Source organism: Streptomyces sp. XH2 (assembly GCF_049725035.1).
In the GTDB taxonomy this organism is placed as follows: domain Bacteria; phylum Actinomycetota; class Actinomycetes; order Streptomycetales; family Streptomycetaceae; genus Streptomyces; species Streptomyces roseoverticillatus.
Map to the genome: position 1 here is coordinate 20,258 of NZ_JBMMMZ010000010.1, position 17,349 is coordinate 37,606.

Sequence of the window (17,349 nt, forward strand, 5' to 3'; positions counted from 1 at the left end):
GGAGCCGGAGCGCCGGGTGCGGTGGGTCGCCCCGAGGGGACGATGAGCCATGCGCGTGATGCTCAGGGCCCGGCTGGACACCCACGCCTCGAACGAGGTCTACAGGCGCGGCGAGCTGCCGAAGTTCGTGCAGGAGCTGATGGACCGGACCAAGCCCGAAGCGGCCTACTTCGGCCCCATGGACGGCGGCCGCACCTGCACGCTCGTCTTCGACCTGGCGGACTCGTCGCAGATACCCGCCACGCTGGAGTCGCTCCTGCTGGAGATGGAGGCCGACGTCGAGCTGATCCCCGTCATGAACTACGACGACCTGAAGAAGGGCCTCGCCGCCACGCAGAAGTGAGCCCGCCTCAGCCGCCCCGGCCCCTCAGCCCTCGGCCGGCTCCAGGCGCAGGGCGATGGAGTTGATGCAGTACCGCTGGTCCGTGGGGGTGGGGTAGCCCTCGCCCTCGAAGACGTGGCCCAGGTGGGAGCCGCAGCGGGCGCAGCGGACCTCGGTGCGGACCATGCCGTGGGAGCGGTCCTCGATCAGCTCGACGGCGGCGGAGTCCCTCGGGTCGTAGAAGCTCGGCCAGCCGCAGTGGCTCTCGAACTTCTCCGTGGAGCGGAAGAGCTCCGCGCCGCACGCGCGGCAGGAGTAGACGCCGGCGGTCTTGGTGTCGGTGTACTCGCCCCGGAAGGCGGGCTCGGTGCCGGCCCGGCGGAGCACCTGGTACTCCGCCGGGGAGAGCTCCGCGCGCCACTGCTCGTCCGTCTTCTCGACCTCGTACGCCATGTCGCTCGCCTTTCGGGGATACGGCTTTCCGGTTCAGCTCTCCAGGCGGGCCAGGATCTTCGGACCGAGGTCCGTGACGTCTCCCGCCCCCATGGTCAGAACGAGGTCACCGGGGCGGGCCATTCCCGCGACGACGTCCGGGATCGCGGCCATGTCGTGCTCGGCGCGGACGTCGGCGCCCGCGGCCACCGCCGCGTCGATGATCAGGGCGCTGGTGACGCCGGGGACCGGGTCCTCGCGGGCCGGGTAGATGTCCAGGACCACGGACGCGTCGGCGAGCGCGAGGGCCTGGCCCATCTCGGTGCCGAGCTCCTGGGTGCGGGAGAACAGGTGCGGCTGGAAGACGACCAGGACGCGGGAGCCGGCCGCGGCGCCGCGGATGGCCTCCAGGTCGGCGGTCATCTCGGTGGGGTGGTGGGCGTACGAGTCGATGACCTGCACGCCGGCCGCCTCGCCCTTGAGCTGCAGGCGGCGCTTGACGCCGGTGTACTTGCCGATCGCGGAGGCCAGGTTGTGCGCGGGGATGCCGAGGGCGATGCCCGCGGCGAGGGCGGCCACGGCGTTGTGCGCGTAGTGGCGGCCGGGGACGGAGACCGTGAAGGTCAGCATCTTGCCGCCCAGGAGGACGGTGACCTCGCTGGTCAGACCGCGCGGGGTGACCTTCAGGACGCGCACGTCGGCGTCCTCCGCCTCGCCGTACGTGACGACCTCGATGTCATGACGGCCCGAAATGCGCTCGGTCAGCTCGCGGGCGCCCGGCTGGTCCGCGGCGACGACCAGCGTGCCGCCCGGCCGGATCCGGCCCACGAACGTCTCGAACGACTCGTAGATCTCGTCCATCGATGCGTAGTTCGCGTGGTGGTCCAGCTCCACGTTGAGGATGATCGCGACCTCGGGCGCGTACTTGTGGAAGCTGCGGTCGCTCTCGTCCGCCTCCGCCACGAAGATCTCGCCGGCGCCGTGCCGGGCGTTGGAGCCCGGGGCGTCCAGGTCGCCGCCGATGGCGTACGACGGGTCGAGGCCCAGCGCGTCCAGGGCGACCGCGAGCATCGACGTCGTGGTCGTCTTGCCGTGCGTGCCGGCGACCGCGATCGGGCGCAGGCCGTCCATCAGGCGGGCGAGGGCGTCCGAGCGGTGCACGACGGGGATGCCGCGCTCGGCGGCCGCGGCCAGCTCGGGGTTGTCCGCGCGGATGGCGCTGGAGACGACGACGCAGGTCGCGTCGGCCGCCAGGTGCTCCGCGGCGTGGCCGATGTGGACCGTGGCGCCCAGCTCGCGCAGGGCCGCCGCCGTCGCGGACTCCTTCGCGTCGCTGCCCGCGACCTGCGCGCCGCGCTGGGCCAGGATCTTCGCGATGCCCGACATGCCGGCGCCGCCGATGCCGATGAAGTGCGGTCGGTCCATCGTCGTGGGGACGGCCGGTGCCATGTGCGGTGCTCCCTGTCGCAGCGTGCTGGGTGTCAGGGACCGATTCTTGCACCCCGCGGTGACAGCCCCGTCCTCCCCCGTCACACCGCCCGGATCAGCCCCGCCGCCAGGCCCGCCGCGATCGCCGCCGTACGGCTGTCGACGCCGAGCTTTCCGTAGATGTGCACGAGGTGGGTCTTGACCGTCGCCTCGCTGATGAAGAGGCGGCGAGAGATCTGTTTGTTGGCCAGGCCCTCGGCCACCAGTCCGAGGATCTCGGTCTCGCGCTGGGTGAGGGCGGGCCTGCCCCCGGCGCGCACGCGGCCGAGCAGGCGGGCGGCGACGGGCGGGGCGAGGACGGTCTCGCCGCGGGCGGCGGCGTGGACGGCGGCGGCGACCTCCTCGGGCGGGGCGTCCTTGAGGAGGTAGCCGGTGGCGCCGGCCTCGACGGCGGCGAGGATGTCGGCGTCGGTGCTGTAGGTGGTGAGGATGAGGACGGCGGGCGGGGAGGGCAGCGCCGTGATGCGGCGGGTGGCCTCGACGCCGTGCATGCCGTCGCCCATCTGGAGGTCCATGAGGACGACGTCCGGGCGGGTTCCGGCGTCGAGCAGCCGCAGGGCCGCGGCGCCGTCGGCGGCCTCGCCGACGGCCTCCACGTCCGGGAGGTCGTCGACCATGGCGCGCAGGCCGCGGCGGACGATGGGGTGGTCGTCGACGATCAGCACGCGCACGGCCTCGCGGCCGGCGCCTTCGGAGCGTGCCGGCTCGCTCATACCGCGGCCCCCTTCGGGGTGGCGGCCGGTCCGGCACCGCCGGACACCGCCGTCGTGGCCGGTCGCCGCGGCGCGGAGGATGCCCCGGGTCCGCCCTCGGACGGAACCCCCTCGCGTCCCTCGTCCCGGGACCGGGGCCGGGCCCCGGCAGCCACCGGCACCACCGCCGCGATCGCCGTGCCCTCCCCCGGGGCCGACTCGACGGTGAGGGTGCCGCCGAGGGCGGCGATGCGTTCGCGCATGCCGTGCAGGCCGAAGGTCCGGCGGCCGTCGGCACGGCCGTCGCCGGGGGTGAAGCCGACGCCGTCGTCGTAGATGTCGAGGGTGACCTGGCCGTCGAGGAAGGCGAGGGTGACGGCGGTGCGGTCGGCGTGCGCGTGGCGGGCGACGTTGGCGAGGGCCTCCTGCGTGAGGCGCAGCAGGGCGACCTCGGTCTCCATGGGGAGCGTGCAGGGGTCGCCGTCGAGGCGGAAGACGGCCCCGGGGACCGTGCGCGCGGTGACCCTGCGCAGCGCCTCGGGCAGGGGCGCGTCCTCCAGGGCGGGCGGGGTGAGGGCCTGGACGAAGCGGCGGGCCTCGGCGAGGTTGTCGGAGGCGGTCAGCCCGATCTCGCGGACGCGCTCGCGGGCGGTGCCGGGGGCCGCGGTCTCGGCGGCGCGGGCGAGCAGGACGATGCTGGACAGGCCCTGGGCGAGGGTGTCGTGGATCTCGCGAGCGAGCCGCTGGCGCTCGGCGAGCCGGCCTGCCTCGCGCTGGGCGGCGGCGAGCTCGTCGCGGGTCCGCAGCAGGTCGTCGATGAGCTGCTGGCGCTTGCGGCTCTCGCGGTAGAGCGCGGCGTAGCCGTAGCCGGTGAGGATGGCGACGGCGGCGCCGGCGACGGGGCCGATCACCTTGGCGGCGGTGAGCCCGCCGGGCGCGGCGGCCTGGGCGGCCACGACGGCGGCGGTGGCCGCGGCGATGGCGGGGTGCGCCCAGCGGACGGGGAGGGCGCCCAGGAAGAGGAAGAACAGCGGGAAGGCGACGTAGCTGTAGCCGTGGTCCATGGCGAGCAGCAGCAGCCACAGGGCGGTGACGGCGGTGAGCCAGAGCCCGCGGCGGGCGGCGATCCGGACGATGCCGAGACCGTAGACGGCCGCGAGCACGGCGGCGGGCAGCAGGGTCGCCGGGGATTTACCGCCGGCGGCGGCCGGGGCGGCGGCGACGGCGAGGAGCACGTAGAAGGAGCCGTGCAGCGCGAGGCGGACGAGGCGCAGGGAGGGCATGTCGGAGCCGGGCGGGGGCACGGCGACGGCGTCCGGCGCGGGCCGCGCCGCGCGCCGGGCGCGAAGGGCGGAAGGGGTCGTTCGGCTCACCCCATCGAGCGTACGGGCCCGTGCCCGGCGGCTTGCCCGTTCCCGCCCTCAACCGTTCGATTGATTTTCGGGTGCACCGTACGGACGGGCCGCGGGCCAGTCCTTGCCCTGATGGCGGCGGGGCGTTCGCGCGGGAGTGTGGAGGGGTCCTGTTCAGAGCCCGGAAGCAGAGGTAGAAGGCCTTGTTCGTCGCGCTCCGTGACATCCGTTTCGCCCGGGGGCGGTTCGCCCTGATGGGTGCCGTGGTCACGCTCATCACGACCCTCGTGGTCTTTCTCTACGGCCTGACCGACGGTCTGGCGCGGGAGGCGTCGTCCGCCGTGGCGGGCCTGCCGGCCGGGCGGATCGTCTTCGGTGCGCCCGCCGGGGCCGGACCGGAGGTGTCGTTCTCGAACAGCTCGGTGGACGCCGGGCAGCAGCGGGCCTGGCGGGAGGCGGCGGGCGTGCGGTCCGCCGAGCCGTTCGGCGTGGCGATGACGCGGCTGACGGCGGGCGGCCGGGCGTCGTCGGTGAGCGTCTTCGGGACGCCGGACCGGCTGCGGCCCGCGCTCGTCACCGGCGCGGCGCCGGGCAGCGGCCAGGTGGCCGTGAGCGAGCGCGTGGCGCGCGACGCCGGGCTGCGCACCGGCGACCGGGTCACCCTCGGCACCGAGGAGCTGACCGTCTCGGGCATCACCGGGGACCGCAGCCACGGCCACGCCCCGAGCGTGTGGACGACCCTCGCGACGTGGCAGCGGGTGAGCCACCAGGCCCAGCCGACCGCGCTCGCCGTGGACGGGGGCGGGCGCCCGGCCGGGGACGCCGCGCGGTCCACGAAGGCGGTCTCCGTCGGCGAGGCCCTGGACGGCATCGACGGCTACGCGGCCGAGCACGGCACCCTGCGGATGATCCAGGGCTTCCTGTTCGTGGTGAGCGCCCTGGTCGTGGGCGCCTTCTTCACGGTGTGGACGGTGCAGCGCAGGCCCGACGTCGCGGTGCTCAAGGCCGTGGGTGCGAGCAGCGCCTACCTCGTGCGGGACGCGCTCGGGCAGGCCGCGGTCGTCCTGGCCGCCGGATCCGCGCTCGGCGCGGCGGCGGGCGCGGCCGGCGGGGCGCTCGCGTCGGCATCGGTGCCGTTCGAGCTGGGCGCGGCGACCGTGGCCGTGCCCGTCGCGGCCATGGTGCTGCTGGGCCTGGCCGGCTCCGCCCTCGCCGTACGCCGCATCACGTCCGTCGACCCGCTGACCGCCCTGGGAGCCTCCCGATGACCACCACCCCCGCCCTGTCGCTCGACGCCGTCACCCTCACCTACCCGGACGGCGACCGCCGGCTGACCGCCCTCGACGCCGTCTCCATGGACGTGGCGCCCGGCGAGCTCGTCGCCGTCGCCGGCCCCTCCGGCTCGGGGAAGTCGAGCCTGCTCGCGGTGGCGGCGACGCTGCTGCACCCCGACGAGGGGCGCGTGACCGTGGCCGGGCGGGACACCGGGCCGATGAGCGCCCGGGCCCGTACGGCGCTGCGCCGGGAGCGGATCGGCATCGTCTTCCAGCAGGCGAACCTGCTGCCGTCGCTGACCGCGGAGGAGCAGCTGCTGGCCGTTGCGCACGTGCGGGGCGCGAGCGTGCGGGCCGCCCGGGCGCGGGCCGCGGAGCTGCTGGAGTCGGTGGGCCTGGACACGGCGAAGCGGCGCCGCCGCCCGCACCAGCTGTCGGGCGGCGAGCGCCAGCGGGTGAACATCGCCCGCGCGCTGTCCGGCGGCCCGTCCGTCCTGCTGGTGGACGAGCCGACGTCGGCACTGGATCACGAGCGCGGCGGGCAGGTCGTGGAGCTGCTCGCCGAGGTGACGCGGGCGCACCGGACGGCGACGGTGCTGGTCACGCACGACCGGGAGCTGCTCGGCCGGGCGGACCGGGTCCTGACGATGGCCGACGGACGGCTGCGCTGACCGCGCGGGCTCCCCCGCCCCGGCTCACCCCTCTCCCACGTCCCCCAGGGCGTAGTCCTCCTCGTCGTTGTGGGCGTAGAGCTTGAGGACGGGCACGCCGACCTTGTGCCGGGCCCGGGAGGCCCAGTCGCGGTGGAAGAACTCCTCCACCAGGTGCGGTGCGGTCAGCACGATCACCTCGTCGGCGTGGGTCTGCTCGACCACGGACCGCAGCAGGTCCAGCGGGTGGCCCTCGACGAGCTGGCCCACGGCCTCGCAGCCCGCCTCCCGGAGGCTGCGGAGCGAGTGCTCCAGGGCGAGGGCGGCCGGGCGGAGGGCCTGCTCGCCCTCCGGCTCGTCGGCCTCGTGCACGGCCCGTTCCAGCTCGCCGAGGGCGACGTCGTCGATGGCGCGGAGGAGCCGGTCCTCGGCGCCTCTGGGCTGCATGAGGACCACGAAGGACAGCTCGTCGTCGTGGAGGGTGGTGACGAAGTCGACGTCGGTGGCGGACAGCGGCTGCTCGATCATCAATACGCTCGTGAACACGGTGGGAGCCCTTCTCCTTCGTGGGCCACCGGCCCAACGGCCAACAGAAACCATCCTGCGCGCGCCCCCCTGGGCCCGCCTGTTCTGGTCACGTGCCCCTTCGGGCGCGTCCGACTCAATTCTGCCCACGGACGGGTAACCGGAACGGAATATTCCGCCGATTGTCAGATTCTGTGGTACCGGCTGAACAGAAAACCCCCCTCTTCGAGGAGCGAGGCGAGGACGAATCGTTCCGGCACGGGGATGCCGGGACCGTTCACGATCCGGTCCGCCGTACCGCCCGCGACCAGCGGCGCGAGCGTCAGGCACAGCTCGTCGAGCACGCCCGCCGCCGCGAACTGCCCGAGCAGCCTGGGGCCGCCCTCGGTGAGCAGCCTGGTCAGACCGCGCGCGGCCAGCACCTCCGGCACCCGCGCGGGGTCCACCCGGCGCCCCTCGCCGGCCACGAGCACCTCGGCCCCGGCCGCGCCGGCCGCGGCGACCCGGTCCGCGGGAGCGTCCGCACCCGTCAGCACGATGGTCGGCACCAGCGGCTCCCTGAACAAGGGCAGGGTGAAGTCCAGGTCGAGCCCCGCGCTGACGATCGCGATCACCGGCGCGGGCCCCTGGCCGAGCGCCGCCCGGCGCGCCGCGAACGCCTCGCGGGCGCGGGCGGGCCGGTATCCCTCCTGGCGCACGGTCTCCGCACCGACGACGACCGCGTCCGCGAGGCCGCGCAGCGTGCCGAAGACGCGCATGTCGGCGGCGGAGGACAGCGGCTGCGAGCGCCCCTCGTGGTGGGCCGCGCCGTCCAGCGAGGAGACCATGTTGGCGCGCAGCCACGCGCGGCCGCCGCTCCCCGCCGCCTCCGGGTAGGCGTAGGCCTCGGCGAGCTCCTCCAGCTCCCAGGTGCGGTCCTCCGTGAGGGTGGAGGAGGACGAAGGGGACGAGGGGGAAGCCGGGGCGGAGGAAGACGGCAGGGGCACGGGGAACAGGCGTCGCATAGGCCGCAGTGTGACATGCCTCGCTCTTCCGGCGGCCGGCAGCCGGTGTTCAGCGGCTAGGCTGGAGAGCTGTGTCACCCACCACCGCCTCCGCTTCCGGCGCAGCCGCCTCACCGGCCCCGTCGGCCCCTTCCGACGCCTCGGGCCCGATAGCCGGCGCCGGTACCGGCTCCCCGATCGCGCTGACCTCGCGCGCCCCGCACGTCCCGGCCGACCGCCTGGTCGCCGAGATGGTGCCGCCGCCCCGTTTCGGCACGGTCCGCTTCGACAACTACATACCGGCGGCCGACCAGCCCAGCCAGACCGAGGCCGTCAAGGTCCTCAGCGGCTTCGCGGGCGGCCTCGGCGGTGCGAGCGCCACCGGCGGGGGCCGCAGGCGCTGGTTCCGGCGCGAGGCGAAGCCGGCCGCGGCCGCCGGCCCGCGCGGCGTCTACCTCGACGGCGGGTACGGCGTCGGCAAGACCCACCTGCTGGCCTCCCTGTGGCACGCCACCCCGGCCGCCCCGGAGCTGAAGGCGTTCGGCACCTTCGTGGAGCTGACCAACCTCGTCGGCGCCCTGGGCTTCCAGCAGACCGTCAAGACCCTCAGCGGCCACCGCCTCCTGTGCATCGACGAGTTCGAGCTCGACGACCCGGGCGACACCGTCCTCGTCTCCACCCTGCTGGGCAAGCTGGTGGAGGCGGGCGTCGCGCTCGCCGCGACCTCCAACACGCTGCCGGGCAAGCTCGGCGAGGGCCGGTTCGCCGCGGCGGACTTCCTGCGCGAGATACAGGGGCTGTCGGCCCACTTCCGCCCCCTGCGCATCGACGGCGAGGACTACCGCCACCGCGGCCTGCCGGAGGCGCCCGCCCCGTACGACGACGCGACCGTCACCCGTACGGCTGAAAACACCGAGGGCGCCTCGCTCGACGCCTTCCCCGCGCTGCTGGAGCACCTCTCCAAGGTCCACCCCAGCCGTTACGGCGCGATGTGCGACTCCGTGCGGGCCGTGTGCCTGACCGGCGTCGAGCCGGTGCCGGACCAGTCCACGGCGCTGCGGCTGGTCGTCCTGGCCGACCGGCTGTACGACCGCGAGATACCGGTCCTGGCGTCGGGGCGGCCGTTCGACGAGCTGTTCAGCGCGGAGATGCTGGCCGGCGGCTACCGCAAGAAGTACTTCCGGGCGATTTCCCGGCTCACCGCGCTCGCGCGCGACGCGAAGCGACTGGTCGAGGCGTAGCCCACGGGCTGCGGGCGGTTCGGCACCGCCGGACCGCCCCGTCGTGGTGGCGCGCCGTTGCGGCGGAAGAACGTGCCGCGGAGCAGGTCCGGCGCCGGGCGGCGTAGCCGTCCCGGCCGGAACGTTTCGAAGCGAAGCCACCCGCTCCCCGCGCGCCCTCGCGCCAGCGCCTACGGTCCCCCGCCCAACGCGCCCGCGAGCCGCCGCGCCGGGGCTGCCCCGCGGCGGCCCGGCGGGGGAGGGTGTGTACGGGCCCGGCACCGGGCTCTCCGCCACCGCCAGGAGCACACCATGGCCGTCATCGTCACCTTCGACGTCCCCGAAGGGGGACAGGACCTCTACGAGGCCGTCGTCGCCCGCGTCACCGACGGGCAGGGCTTCACCCGCCTCGCCGACATCCCCGCAGCCGGGCTCGTCGCCCACCTCGCCGGCCCCCTGGAGGGCGGCGGCTGGCGGGTGACGGACGTGTGGGAGTCCGCCGAGGCGCTGGAGAACTGGGCCAAGACCCTCGGCCCCGTCCTCGCCGACCTCGGCTTCGCCGACCTGCAGCCCAGCATCACCCCGGCGCACAACGTCGTCGTCGCCTGACGGCACCGGCGGGCCCGAGGGCGCGGCGGGGCAGGGCGTACAGTGCCGTGGTGACCCCCACCCCCGTCCTCCGTCGCCGACAGGCCCGTCACGCCCTCGCGCCCGCCCTCGCCGCGCTGCTCTGCCTGCCCCTCGCCGCGTGCGGCGGCGGCAGCTCCGGCGCGGCCGAGCGCCCCGAAACCCCTCCGTCCGGGGCCGCTTCGCCGGCCGGGACGCCGCCGGCGCCCTCCGTCCGGCCCCTGGCCGCGCCCACGCTGCCCCCGGGCCCGGGCGGGGCCGCCCCCGTCTTCTCGCACGGCCGGCGCGACGGCGCCAAGCGCGTCGCCCTCACCTTCGACGCCGACATGACGGCGGATCAGGACAAGCGTGCCGCGCGCGGGGAGCGGTTCGACAACCCGGAGCTCATCGCGACGCTGCGGCGGCTGAAGGTGCCCGCCACCGTCTTCATGACGGGCAAGTGGGCCGAGCAGTACCCGGACCAGGCGAAGTCCATCGGCGCCGACCCCCTTTTCGAGGTCGCCGACCACTCCTACAGCCACCACGCGTTCTCCACGCCCTGCTACGGCCTCCCGGCCGTGGCGCCCGGCACCGCCCGGCAGGACGTGGAGCGGGCCTCCGCCGCGTTCGTGAAGGCCGGCGTGGAGCGCACCGTGCCGTACTTCCGCTTCCCCGGCGGCTGTTACGACGACGCGGTGCTGCGCGAGATAGCCCCGGCGAAGGTCACGGCCGTGCAGTGGGACGTGATCAGCGGCGACGCCTTCGCCAAGAGGTCCGGGCCGGTGGCCGACCAGGTCCTGGCGCAGGTCAAGCCCGGCTCGGTCGTGGTCATGCACTGCACGCACAGCGCGGCACCGGCCACGGAGGAGGCGATCCGGCGCATCGTGCCGGAACTGCGGGCCCGCGGCTACGCATTGGTCCGGGTCTCGGACCTGATCGCCGCCCGCTGACGGGCGGGCCCGCGCCCGGGGGTCAGCCGGAGCACGCGGTGCGCTGCGCCTCCTGCCATTCGCATACGGGGCACAGCGTGATGCCGGGGCGGTCGGCGGGGTACTCGGTGGGCTTCGCGCACTGCACGCAGTCCGCGAACGCCTCGTCGTTGCGGTCGCTCATGCCCCCATCCTCGCCTATGTCCGCCGGGCGGCGAGCGCGCAGGCGGTCGCGACGGCTGCGGCCGCCAGGGCGCCCGCGGCGGCGAGCGGCAGCAGCGGGACGTGCACGACGCCCGTACGGGACCCCGTGACCAGGCCGGTCACCGCGGCGTTCGCGGGCGACGCCCCGGCGAACAGCACGACGACCGTGGCGAGCAGCGTCGACGGCACCGCCCACGCGGTGCTGCGCAGCAGCGGCCGGTTGCACAGCGCCCCCACAGCCGTCCCGAGCAGCGCGCAGGCCACCGCGCACACCAGCCCCGCGGCGGTGGCGGACCCCATGGGCACCACCGCCCGCCGGTCGGCGGTGTGCGGGTCGCCGACCGCCGCGACGATCCCGCTCCCGGCCGCGGCCAGCAGCAGCGCCGCGCCCAGGGCGACGGCGACCGCGGCCAGGTGCACGCGCCACGGGCCGGCAGCGGCGGCGGTGCAGTCCCGCGCGGCGGGCGGCTCGTTGGTCACGCAGACCCGGACCAGCCACGCGGTGACGGGCAGCAGCGTGGCCGCCGCCCACCCGGCGCAGTCCAGGACCGGCTGGCCGCTCTGCACGCCGACGGCCATGGAGCCGCCGTAGAACAGCAGCGGCGGCAGCCAGCGGTGCGAGCGCAGGAAGAGGGCGGCCTGGTAGCGGAGCAGGGCGGTCACGGGTGCGGTGCCTCCGTCACGGAGCGGATGTGCCACGGGGGCCGGGCGGTGAGGAGGGTGCGGAGGGTGTCGTCCGTTTGCGGGCCGGCCACGGTCAGTCTGACGGCGCCTCCGCCGAGCGGCTCGGCCGCGCCGGGGAGGCCGTGGGGGAGCTCGGCTCCGGCCGGGCCTTCGGCGACGATGTGCACCGTGGCGTTCCGCGCCGGACGCGCGGTGTCCTCGAACGCCGGACGGGCTGAGGTGTTGCGGGGACCGGCCGGGTAGTTTTCCGGACCGCCCGGCAGGTCGCCGGAACCGCCCGAGCGGCTGCCGGCACCAACCGGGGCGTTGCCGGAACCGGCCGGGTCAGTGCGGCCGCCGAGTCTCAGTACCGCATGCGCCTCCCCCGCCAGCCGCCTCGGATCGTGGTCCACGAAGACCACCCGCGCCCCGGCCGCCACCCGTTCCCGTACCGCCTGGTCGAGGATGCCCCGCGACGTGCGGTCCAGGCCCGTCCACGCCTCGTCCAGGACGAGGAGGCCGGGCGTGCCCATCAGCCCTTGGGCGACGGCGACCTTCTGGCTGGTGCCCTTGGACAGTTCGGACAGCGGCGTGCCGGCGTACGCGCCGGCGCCGAACCGCTCCAGCCACTCCCGCGCCCCGCGGGACGCGGCGGCGCGGCCGAGGCCGTGGATGCGGCCGAGGGACGTGAGGTAGGCGCCCGCCGTCATCGGCAGCGCGGCGGGGAAGCGTTCGGGGACGTAGGCGGTGCGGGGCCGGCCGGTGATCCGGCCGGCGCTCGGGGCGTCGATGCCCGCGAGCAGCCGCAGCAGCGTGGACTTGCCGCTGCCGTTGCTGCCCTCGACCCGCAGCAGACTGCCCGCGGGGATGTCGAGGTCGAGGTCGCGCAGTATCCACGGCCCGCCGAACCCGTAGCGGCGGCCCACCCCCGTGAGTCTCATCCGGGCAGCTTACGGGGCGCTGCCGGGCGGCTGGCAGACTGGGGGCCGTGACCAGCCCTGACGCACCCCAGTTCGTCCTGCCCCTCGTCGTGCGGATCGAGAAGGACGCCCCGCCCGCCCGGACCGACGCCCTGGAGACCGCGGCGCGCGCCGTGCTGACGCTGCTGTCGGACGAGCGGGCCGGTGCCGGGACCGGGCCCGGCGGCGAGGACGGCGAGTGGGCGCGGGCGGTACGGGACTGGGAGGACTCGCGGATCCGCAAGGTGGTCCGCAGGGCGCGCGGCGCGGAGTGGCGCAAGGCGTCGGCGCTGCCGGGCATCGCGGTGACCGGTGAGCGGGCGGAGGTGCGCGTCTTCCCGCCGGTGCCCCTGGACGGCTGGCCCAAGGAGCTCGTGAAGCTGCAGGTGTCGGGCACGGACCTGGACGAACCGGAACCCCCTGCCGAGCCGGACCCCGCGCTGCCGGTGCTGTGGATGAACCCGAAGCTGGAGATGTCGGCGGGCAAGGCGATGGCGCAGGCCGGGCACGGCGCGCAGCTGGCGTGGTGGGGGCTGGACGACGCCGCCCGCGCGGCCTGGCGCGCGGCCGGCTTCGCGCTGGCGGTGCGGACGGCGGACCCGGCCCGCTGGCCGGAACTCCTGGCGAGCGGCCTGCCGGTGGTGCGGGACGCGGGCTTCACCGAGATCGCCCCCGGGCCGACCGTCGTGGCCGAAGGAGGCGAGCGCTACTGCCCGCTCCCGCGCCTGCGGCGCGTGTAGCCGGGCGGCTCCTCCGACTGCGGCCCGCGTCCCGCGCCACCCGGCCGGGGCGCCCCGTCTGCACGAACGTGCGGCGTGGTTGCGCCCCGGCGGTTCCTGCGGCCGGTCCGGGTCAGCGCTGCGCGTGGGTGACGAGCCAGTCCCGGACCAGTTCGTCGTTGGGGGATTCGAGCAGGGCGAAGTGATCGACCGGCAGCCGGTCCACGGCGTCGTCCGGCAGGATGTCCCGCCACTGGCCCACGGCGCGTCCGCCCGACCACGGTGCGCCGCCGTCGAGGGTGACGGTGGCCGGCCCCCGGCGGCCGTAGTCGATCTCGCCACCGGTGTCGCCCTGCAGCAGACGCACCCGCAGCCCCTGGGGACGGCTCAGCAGCAGGCCGTCGAGGATCCGCGCGTTCGACTCGTACACCGCCCAGGCGTCCTCGATCTCCTGCTGGTCGGCGTCCCGGGCCAGCGTCCCCGCGTTCTTCGCCGCCACGGTGACGGCGGCGAGGTCGAAGCCGCCGTGGCCGTCGGCGAACTGCCGCGCGGGAGTGGTGATCGACCACCCGACACGGACGAAGATGTCGAAGGCGTCGTGCACGCTCACGCGGTGCGCACCGGGGTCCGGCGGGTCGATGAGCAGGGCACGCACCGCGTCGCCGCACTTGTCGTGGAGCCGGCGGGCCACTTCGTAGCCGAACACGCCGCCCAGCGAGAACCCGGACACGCAGACGGTCCCGTACTGACCGGCGCCCTGGGCGAGCAGGACCTCGGTCAGTCCGTCGGCGAGTGCGGCCATGCCCTTGCCGGACAGCTCGGGAGGGGTCTCCATGGCCCACACGGTGTCCTCGGCGGGCAGCATCCTGGACAGCGCCGCGTAGCGGGTGACCGCTCCGGACAGGGGCGGAAGGAAGACCCACAGCCTGTCCTTGCCCCCCGGACGCATCGTCACGAGGGTGGTGCCGGTGGTGTGGTGCGCGGTGGGTATGCCCGCACGGCGATCGGTCAGGAGACGTGCCAGCGCGTCGAAACGGGGAGTCCGGTACAGCTCGGCCGCGCGCAGCTGCACCCCCAGCCGGCCGCGCACCTGCGTGATGAGCTCGATGGCCCTGACCGAGTTGCCGCCGACCGCGAAGAAGCTCGCCGACTCGTCCGGGGGCGGGCTGCCCAGCACCCGTCGCCAGGCCAGCCGGAGCTGTGCGCCCACGTCGGCCGGATCGGCGTCCTGCTCGCCGTCCGCGCCCGGGAGCGCCTCGGCCCGGTCCAGCAGCGCGGCGCGATCGACCTTGCCGCGTGCCGTGAGCGGGAACTCGTCCAGCACGCTGACCCGCGAGGGCACCATGTACTCGGGGAGAGCGGACGACAGCCGCCGCACGATCTCCGCCTCGGCGTCCGCCCGCGGCGCGAGGTTCCGGTCGAGCCGGACGAACGCGGCGAGCAGCCGGCTGCCGGCGCCGTCGAACGGGACGACCACCGCGTCGAGGACGAAGTCGACGGCCAGGAGCCGGGAGACGATCTCACCGAGCTCCACCCGGAACCCGCCGTGCACCTTGACCTGCGCGTCGAAGCGCCCGTGCAGGTCGTAGCCGCCGTCGCTGCGCGCCGTGGCCGCGTCGCCGGTGCGGTACGACCAGACCCCGTCGAGCGTGCAGAACGCCGAGGACGACGCCGCGTGGCCCAGGTAGCCGCGGCCGACCGCGACGCCCTGGATGACCAGCTCGGTCGCGTCACCCGCATCGCCCGAGTCACCCGCGTCGCTCAGCGGCTCCAGGCGGAAGCGGACGCCGTCGATCGGGCCGCCTATCGCGATGGCGTCGCCGGGCTTCAGGTCCCGGTAGCAGACGACGACGGCCGTCTCGGTCGGCCCGTACCCGTTCACCACGCGGGTGCCTCCGGGGGCGACCGTCGCCCACGCCGCCACCGCGGCCCGGGTCGGCGCTTCCCCGCCGGCCATCACCAGCCGGAGGTCCGGAGCGCGGTGGCCGGCCGCCTCGGCCAGCTCGGCGCCGAATCCGTTGAACACGCCCGTCGGCAGGCTCAGCACGGTGACGCCGAGCCGACGGCAGTGATAGAGGAAGTCCTCGGCTCCGCCGTACACGAACGCCTCGTCCCGGAAGGCCAGTTCGCAGCCGGCGAGCATCGACGTGCAGATCTGTTCGAGCGCCAGGTCGAAGGCGATCGAGGAGAAGAACAACCGGGTGTCGGACGAGGTCAGGCCGTACCACTCGACGGTGCGGCGCACGTGGTTCTCCAGTGCGGCATGCTCGATGACGGCGCCCTTGGGGACCCCGGTCGATCCCGAGGTGTAGCCGACGTACGCGGCGGGCGAGGTCCGCCGCACCAGCCGCTCGTCCAGCCGGGCCCCCGGTCGCGGACCCCGTGTCACCCCGGACTCCGTGACCAGCGCGACCGGGCGGCAGTCATCGATGATCAGCTGCTTGCGGGAGGCCGGCAGGTCCGGCTCCAGCAGGGTGAAGGCCGCGCCGAGTCCGCTGACCGCGGCCATCGCGACCACGGTGTCGAAGCCGACGGGCAGATCGATGACCACCACGGTCTCGGGAGCGACACCGAGTTCGGCCAGACGGAGGGCCACGTCATCTGCGGCAGCCGCGAGTTCACCGAAGGTGAGCCGGTGCTCTCCGCGGGACAGTGCGGTCTTGTGGGGGCGTTCGCTCGCGTGCGCGGCGATCGCCGAGTACAGCAGGGCACCCTTGTCCGAAGTCATCAGGCGTTCGCCTTTCGCGAGCCGGGAGTGGCGGGAGCGGTGGTCGTGGCGGGAGCGGGAGCGGGAGCGGAGGCGGGCAGGACCACCAGAGCGGTGACCGCGGCGGCCGATGCCACCACCGCGCCGGTGAGCCAGGCCGCGAGGAGGCCGGAACTCAGCCCGTCGGCGAACCAGGCCGGAAACCGCTCCGGCCCGTGGGCGAGCAGGGCGTGGCCCTCGGCGACCGATCGGGCCGCCTCCGGAAGGCCGGGGGCCGAGGCGACCTCGGCCCCGTAGCGGGCCGAGAACACCAGGCCCATCACCGCGACGCCCCCGGCACCGAAGATCTGCTGGAACATGGCGTTCACGGAGGAACCCACACCGGTGTCGGCCGGCCGGAGACTGGTGACGATCAGCGTCAGCGCGGGGCCGACGGACCACCCCATGCCGAGTCCGCAGCTCAGCAGCCCCGCGGCGAGCAGGGGGTACCACAGGTCCGCGGCGGCCGTCGCGCAGAGCAGGCATCCCAGCGCGCCGAGGCCGAGCCCGCCGGTCACGGTCGCCTTGACCCCGATCCGTGCGGTGACCCGGATGCAGGACAGCGAGGCGGCCGTCAGTCCCACCGCGAGCGGGAGCAGCCCGGCGCCGGCCGGCAGAGGACCCCAGCCCAAGCCGTACTGGGTGAACTGCCCGGCCAGGAAGACCGTTCCGAAGAGCGCGAAGAAGAGTCCGGACATGGCCACGACGGCTCCGGTGAACTTCCGCTCGCGAAAGTAGCCGAGGTCGAACAGCGGCCGGTCCGTGCGCCGTTCGTGGGCCGTGTACCCGGCCAGCGCCAGCAGGCCGGCGGCGCCGAGACCGAAGCGCAGCGGTCCGGGGATCCGGTCGTCGACGGCGAAGATGACCGCCGAGGCGAGCATCGCGACACCGGCCAGCAGGAGGACCGCTCCGGCGGGGGCCGGACGCCTCGCGGCGGGCGCCGGGTCGCCGCGCCGGATCAGGGTGGCGGTACCGATCAGGGCGAGCACTCCGACCGGGACGTTGAGCAGGAAGATCGATCCGTACCAGAAGCGGGTCAGCAGCAGGCCGCCCAGCACCGGCCCGACGGCCACGCCGAGACCGACGACCGCCGGCCACAGCGCCAGCACGCGCCGCCTGCCGCTGTCGGTCAGCTCCTTGGCGAACAGCCCGAAGATGCTCGGCACGATGAACGCCGCCCCGACTCCCATCCCCGCGCGGGACAGGATCAGCGCGAGCACCGAGGGAGCGCACGCTCCCAGCAGCGAGGCGGCGGTGAACACGCCGATCCCCACGGCATAGCAACGGCGCGTGCCCAGCCGGTCGACGAAGCTGCCCGCGATGATCAATGACGAGGCGAACACCAGCATGTAGGCGTCGATCGCCATTTGCACGTCCGGGGTTCCCGCGCCCAATGACGCCGATATGCTGGGCACCGCGGTGTTGATGATGGAATTGTCCGCGGAGACCATGAAAAGGCTCAGATAGGCGGTGGCCACGACACCGCAGGTGCGCGACAACAGTTTCGGTCGACTCGCCGTTGGCGACATGTGCTTCTCGGTTTTCTTTCGGGGGCGCGACGCTCCGCCGCCGGGCATCCGGCACA

18 protein-coding genes are annotated in these 17,349 nt (G+C 74.8%); 7 read left to right on the forward strand and 11 right to left on the reverse strand.

Annotated features, from left to right (window positions below):
- The first annotated feature begins 49 nt into the window (after positions 1–49).
- Positions 50–343, forward strand: a complete 294-nt coding sequence (locus tag ACOTKD_RS20960) for a hypothetical protein (protein ID WP_424890522.1) — start codon at positions 50–52, stop codon at positions 341–343.
- Positions 344–367: 24 nt separating this feature from the next.
- On the opposite strand, the gene msrB is transcribed toward ACOTKD_RS20960, so the two are convergent.
- The 4 genes from msrB to ACOTKD_RS20980 all read right to left on the reverse strand — a co-directional run bounded on the left by msrB (position 368) and on the right by ACOTKD_RS20980 (position 4,217).
- Positions 368–775 (reverse strand): peptide-methionine (R)-S-oxide reductase MsrB, encoded by a 408-nt coding sequence (msrB, locus tag ACOTKD_RS20965; RefSeq protein ID WP_424890523.1) that lies wholly within the window; start codon positions 773–775, stop codon positions 368–370.
- A 33-nt stretch (positions 776–808) separates the two neighbouring features.
- Positions 809–2,203: a UDP-N-acetylmuramate--L-alanine ligase gene (gene murC, locus ACOTKD_RS20970; protein WP_424890524.1), complete on the reverse strand. Its 1,395-nt coding sequence runs from the start codon at positions 2,201–2,203 to the stop codon at positions 809–811.
- A gap of 80 nt (positions 2,204–2,283) precedes the next feature.
- Entirely contained in the window at positions 2,284–2,955 is a 672-nt protein-coding gene (locus ACOTKD_RS20975) for a response regulator (RefSeq protein WP_424890525.1), read from the reverse strand.
- Positions 2,952–4,217: a sensor histidine kinase gene (locus tag ACOTKD_RS20980; RefSeq protein WP_424890764.1), complete on the reverse strand. Its 1,266-nt coding sequence runs from the start codon at positions 4,215–4,217 to the stop codon at positions 2,952–2,954. The genes ACOTKD_RS20975 and ACOTKD_RS20980 overlap by 4 nt, the downstream gene beginning before the upstream one ends.
- 272 nt (positions 4,218–4,489) lie before the next feature.
- Between ACOTKD_RS20980 and ACOTKD_RS20985 the strand changes: the two genes are divergently transcribed.
- Positions 4,490–5,554, forward strand: a complete 1,065-nt coding sequence (locus tag ACOTKD_RS20985; RefSeq protein ID WP_424890526.1) for an ABC transporter permease — start codon at positions 4,490–4,492, stop codon at positions 5,552–5,554.
- The gene (locus ACOTKD_RS20990; RefSeq protein WP_424890527.1) at positions 5,551–6,231 is read left to right on the forward strand and encodes an ABC transporter ATP-binding protein; all 681 of its coding nucleotides are present in this window, start codon (positions 5,551–5,553) and stop codon (positions 6,229–6,231) included. Before ACOTKD_RS20985 ends, ACOTKD_RS20990 begins: the two co-directional genes overlap by 4 nt.
- Positions 6,232–6,255: 24 nt before the next feature.
- Here the strand turns inward: ACOTKD_RS20990 and ACOTKD_RS20995 are convergent, their stop codons facing one another.
- Together ACOTKD_RS20995 and ACOTKD_RS21000 are read right to left on the reverse strand one after the other, a co-directional pair.
- Positions 6,256–6,756, reverse strand: coding sequence for an indole-3-glycerol phosphate synthase (locus tag ACOTKD_RS20995; protein WP_424890528.1), 501 nt, complete (start codon positions 6,754–6,756; stop codon positions 6,256–6,258).
- Between the two features lie 164 nt (positions 6,757–6,920).
- On the reverse strand, positions 6,921–7,739 hold the full coding sequence (locus ACOTKD_RS21000) for a pyrimidine reductase family protein (protein ID WP_424890529.1): 819 nt from the start codon (positions 7,737–7,739) through the stop codon (positions 6,921–6,923).
- A gap of 149 nt (positions 7,740–7,888) precedes the next feature.
- On the opposite strand from ACOTKD_RS21000, the gene zapE reads away from it, so the two are divergent.
- The 3 genes from zapE (at position 7,889) to ACOTKD_RS21015 (ending at position 10,494) form a co-directional block, all read left to right on the forward strand.
- The gene (gene zapE / locus ACOTKD_RS21005; RefSeq protein WP_424890765.1) at positions 7,889–8,959 is read left to right on the forward strand and encodes a cell division protein ZapE; all 1,071 of its coding nucleotides are present in this window, start codon (positions 7,889–7,891) and stop codon (positions 8,957–8,959) included.
- A gap of 291 nt (positions 8,960–9,250) precedes the next feature.
- Positions 9,251–9,547, forward strand: a complete 297-nt coding sequence (locus ACOTKD_RS21010; RefSeq protein WP_424890530.1) for a hypothetical protein — start codon at positions 9,251–9,253, stop codon at positions 9,545–9,547.
- Between the two features lie 116 nt (positions 9,548–9,663).
- On the forward strand, positions 9,664–10,494 hold the full coding sequence (locus tag ACOTKD_RS21015; RefSeq protein ID WP_424890766.1) for a polysaccharide deacetylase family protein: 831 nt from the start codon (positions 9,664–9,666) through the stop codon (positions 10,492–10,494).
- Positions 10,495–10,516: 22 nt separating this feature from the next.
- Here the strand turns inward: ACOTKD_RS21015 and ACOTKD_RS21020 are convergent, their stop codons facing one another.
- Genes ACOTKD_RS21020 through ACOTKD_RS21030 form a run of 3 tightly spaced genes read right to left on the reverse strand, consistent with a single transcriptional unit; the run spans position 10,517 to position 12,281 of the window.
- A complete protein-coding gene (locus tag ACOTKD_RS21020; RefSeq protein WP_189383256.1) occupies positions 10,517–10,657 on the reverse strand; it encodes a hypothetical protein in 141 nt (46 codons plus the stop codon).
- Between the two features lie 14 nt (positions 10,658–10,671).
- The gene (locus ACOTKD_RS21025) at positions 10,672–11,340 is read right to left on the reverse strand and encodes an ABC transporter (protein WP_424890531.1); all 669 of its coding nucleotides are present in this window, start codon (positions 11,338–11,340) and stop codon (positions 10,672–10,674) included.
- Complete coding sequence (locus ACOTKD_RS21030) at positions 11,337–12,281, reverse strand: ABC transporter ATP-binding protein (RefSeq protein ID WP_424890532.1); 945 nt, start codon at positions 12,279–12,281, stop codon at positions 11,337–11,339. Before ACOTKD_RS21030 ends, ACOTKD_RS21025 begins: the two co-directional genes overlap by 4 nt.
- Before the next feature lie 47 nt (positions 12,282–12,328).
- On the opposite strand from ACOTKD_RS21030, the gene ACOTKD_RS21035 reads away from it, so the two are divergent.
- Positions 12,329–13,039 carry a peptidyl-tRNA hydrolase gene (locus tag ACOTKD_RS21035; RefSeq protein ID WP_424890533.1) on the forward strand — a complete coding sequence of 237 codons (711 nt, stop codon included), beginning with the start codon at positions 12,329–12,331 and terminating at the stop codon, positions 13,037–13,039.
- Between the two features lie 112 nt (positions 13,040–13,151).
- Here the strand turns inward: ACOTKD_RS21035 and ACOTKD_RS21040 are convergent, their stop codons facing one another.
- Positions 13,152–15,746: an AMP-binding protein gene (locus tag ACOTKD_RS21040; protein ID WP_424890534.1), complete on the reverse strand. Its 2,595-nt coding sequence runs from the start codon at positions 15,744–15,746 to the stop codon at positions 13,152–13,154.
- Positions 15,746–17,341 (reverse strand): MFS transporter, encoded by a 1,596-nt coding sequence (locus ACOTKD_RS21045; protein WP_424890535.1) that lies wholly within the window; start codon positions 17,339–17,341, stop codon positions 15,746–15,748. The genes ACOTKD_RS21040 and ACOTKD_RS21045 overlap by 1 nt, the downstream gene beginning before the upstream one ends.
- Positions 17,342–17,349: the final 8 nt, after the last annotated feature.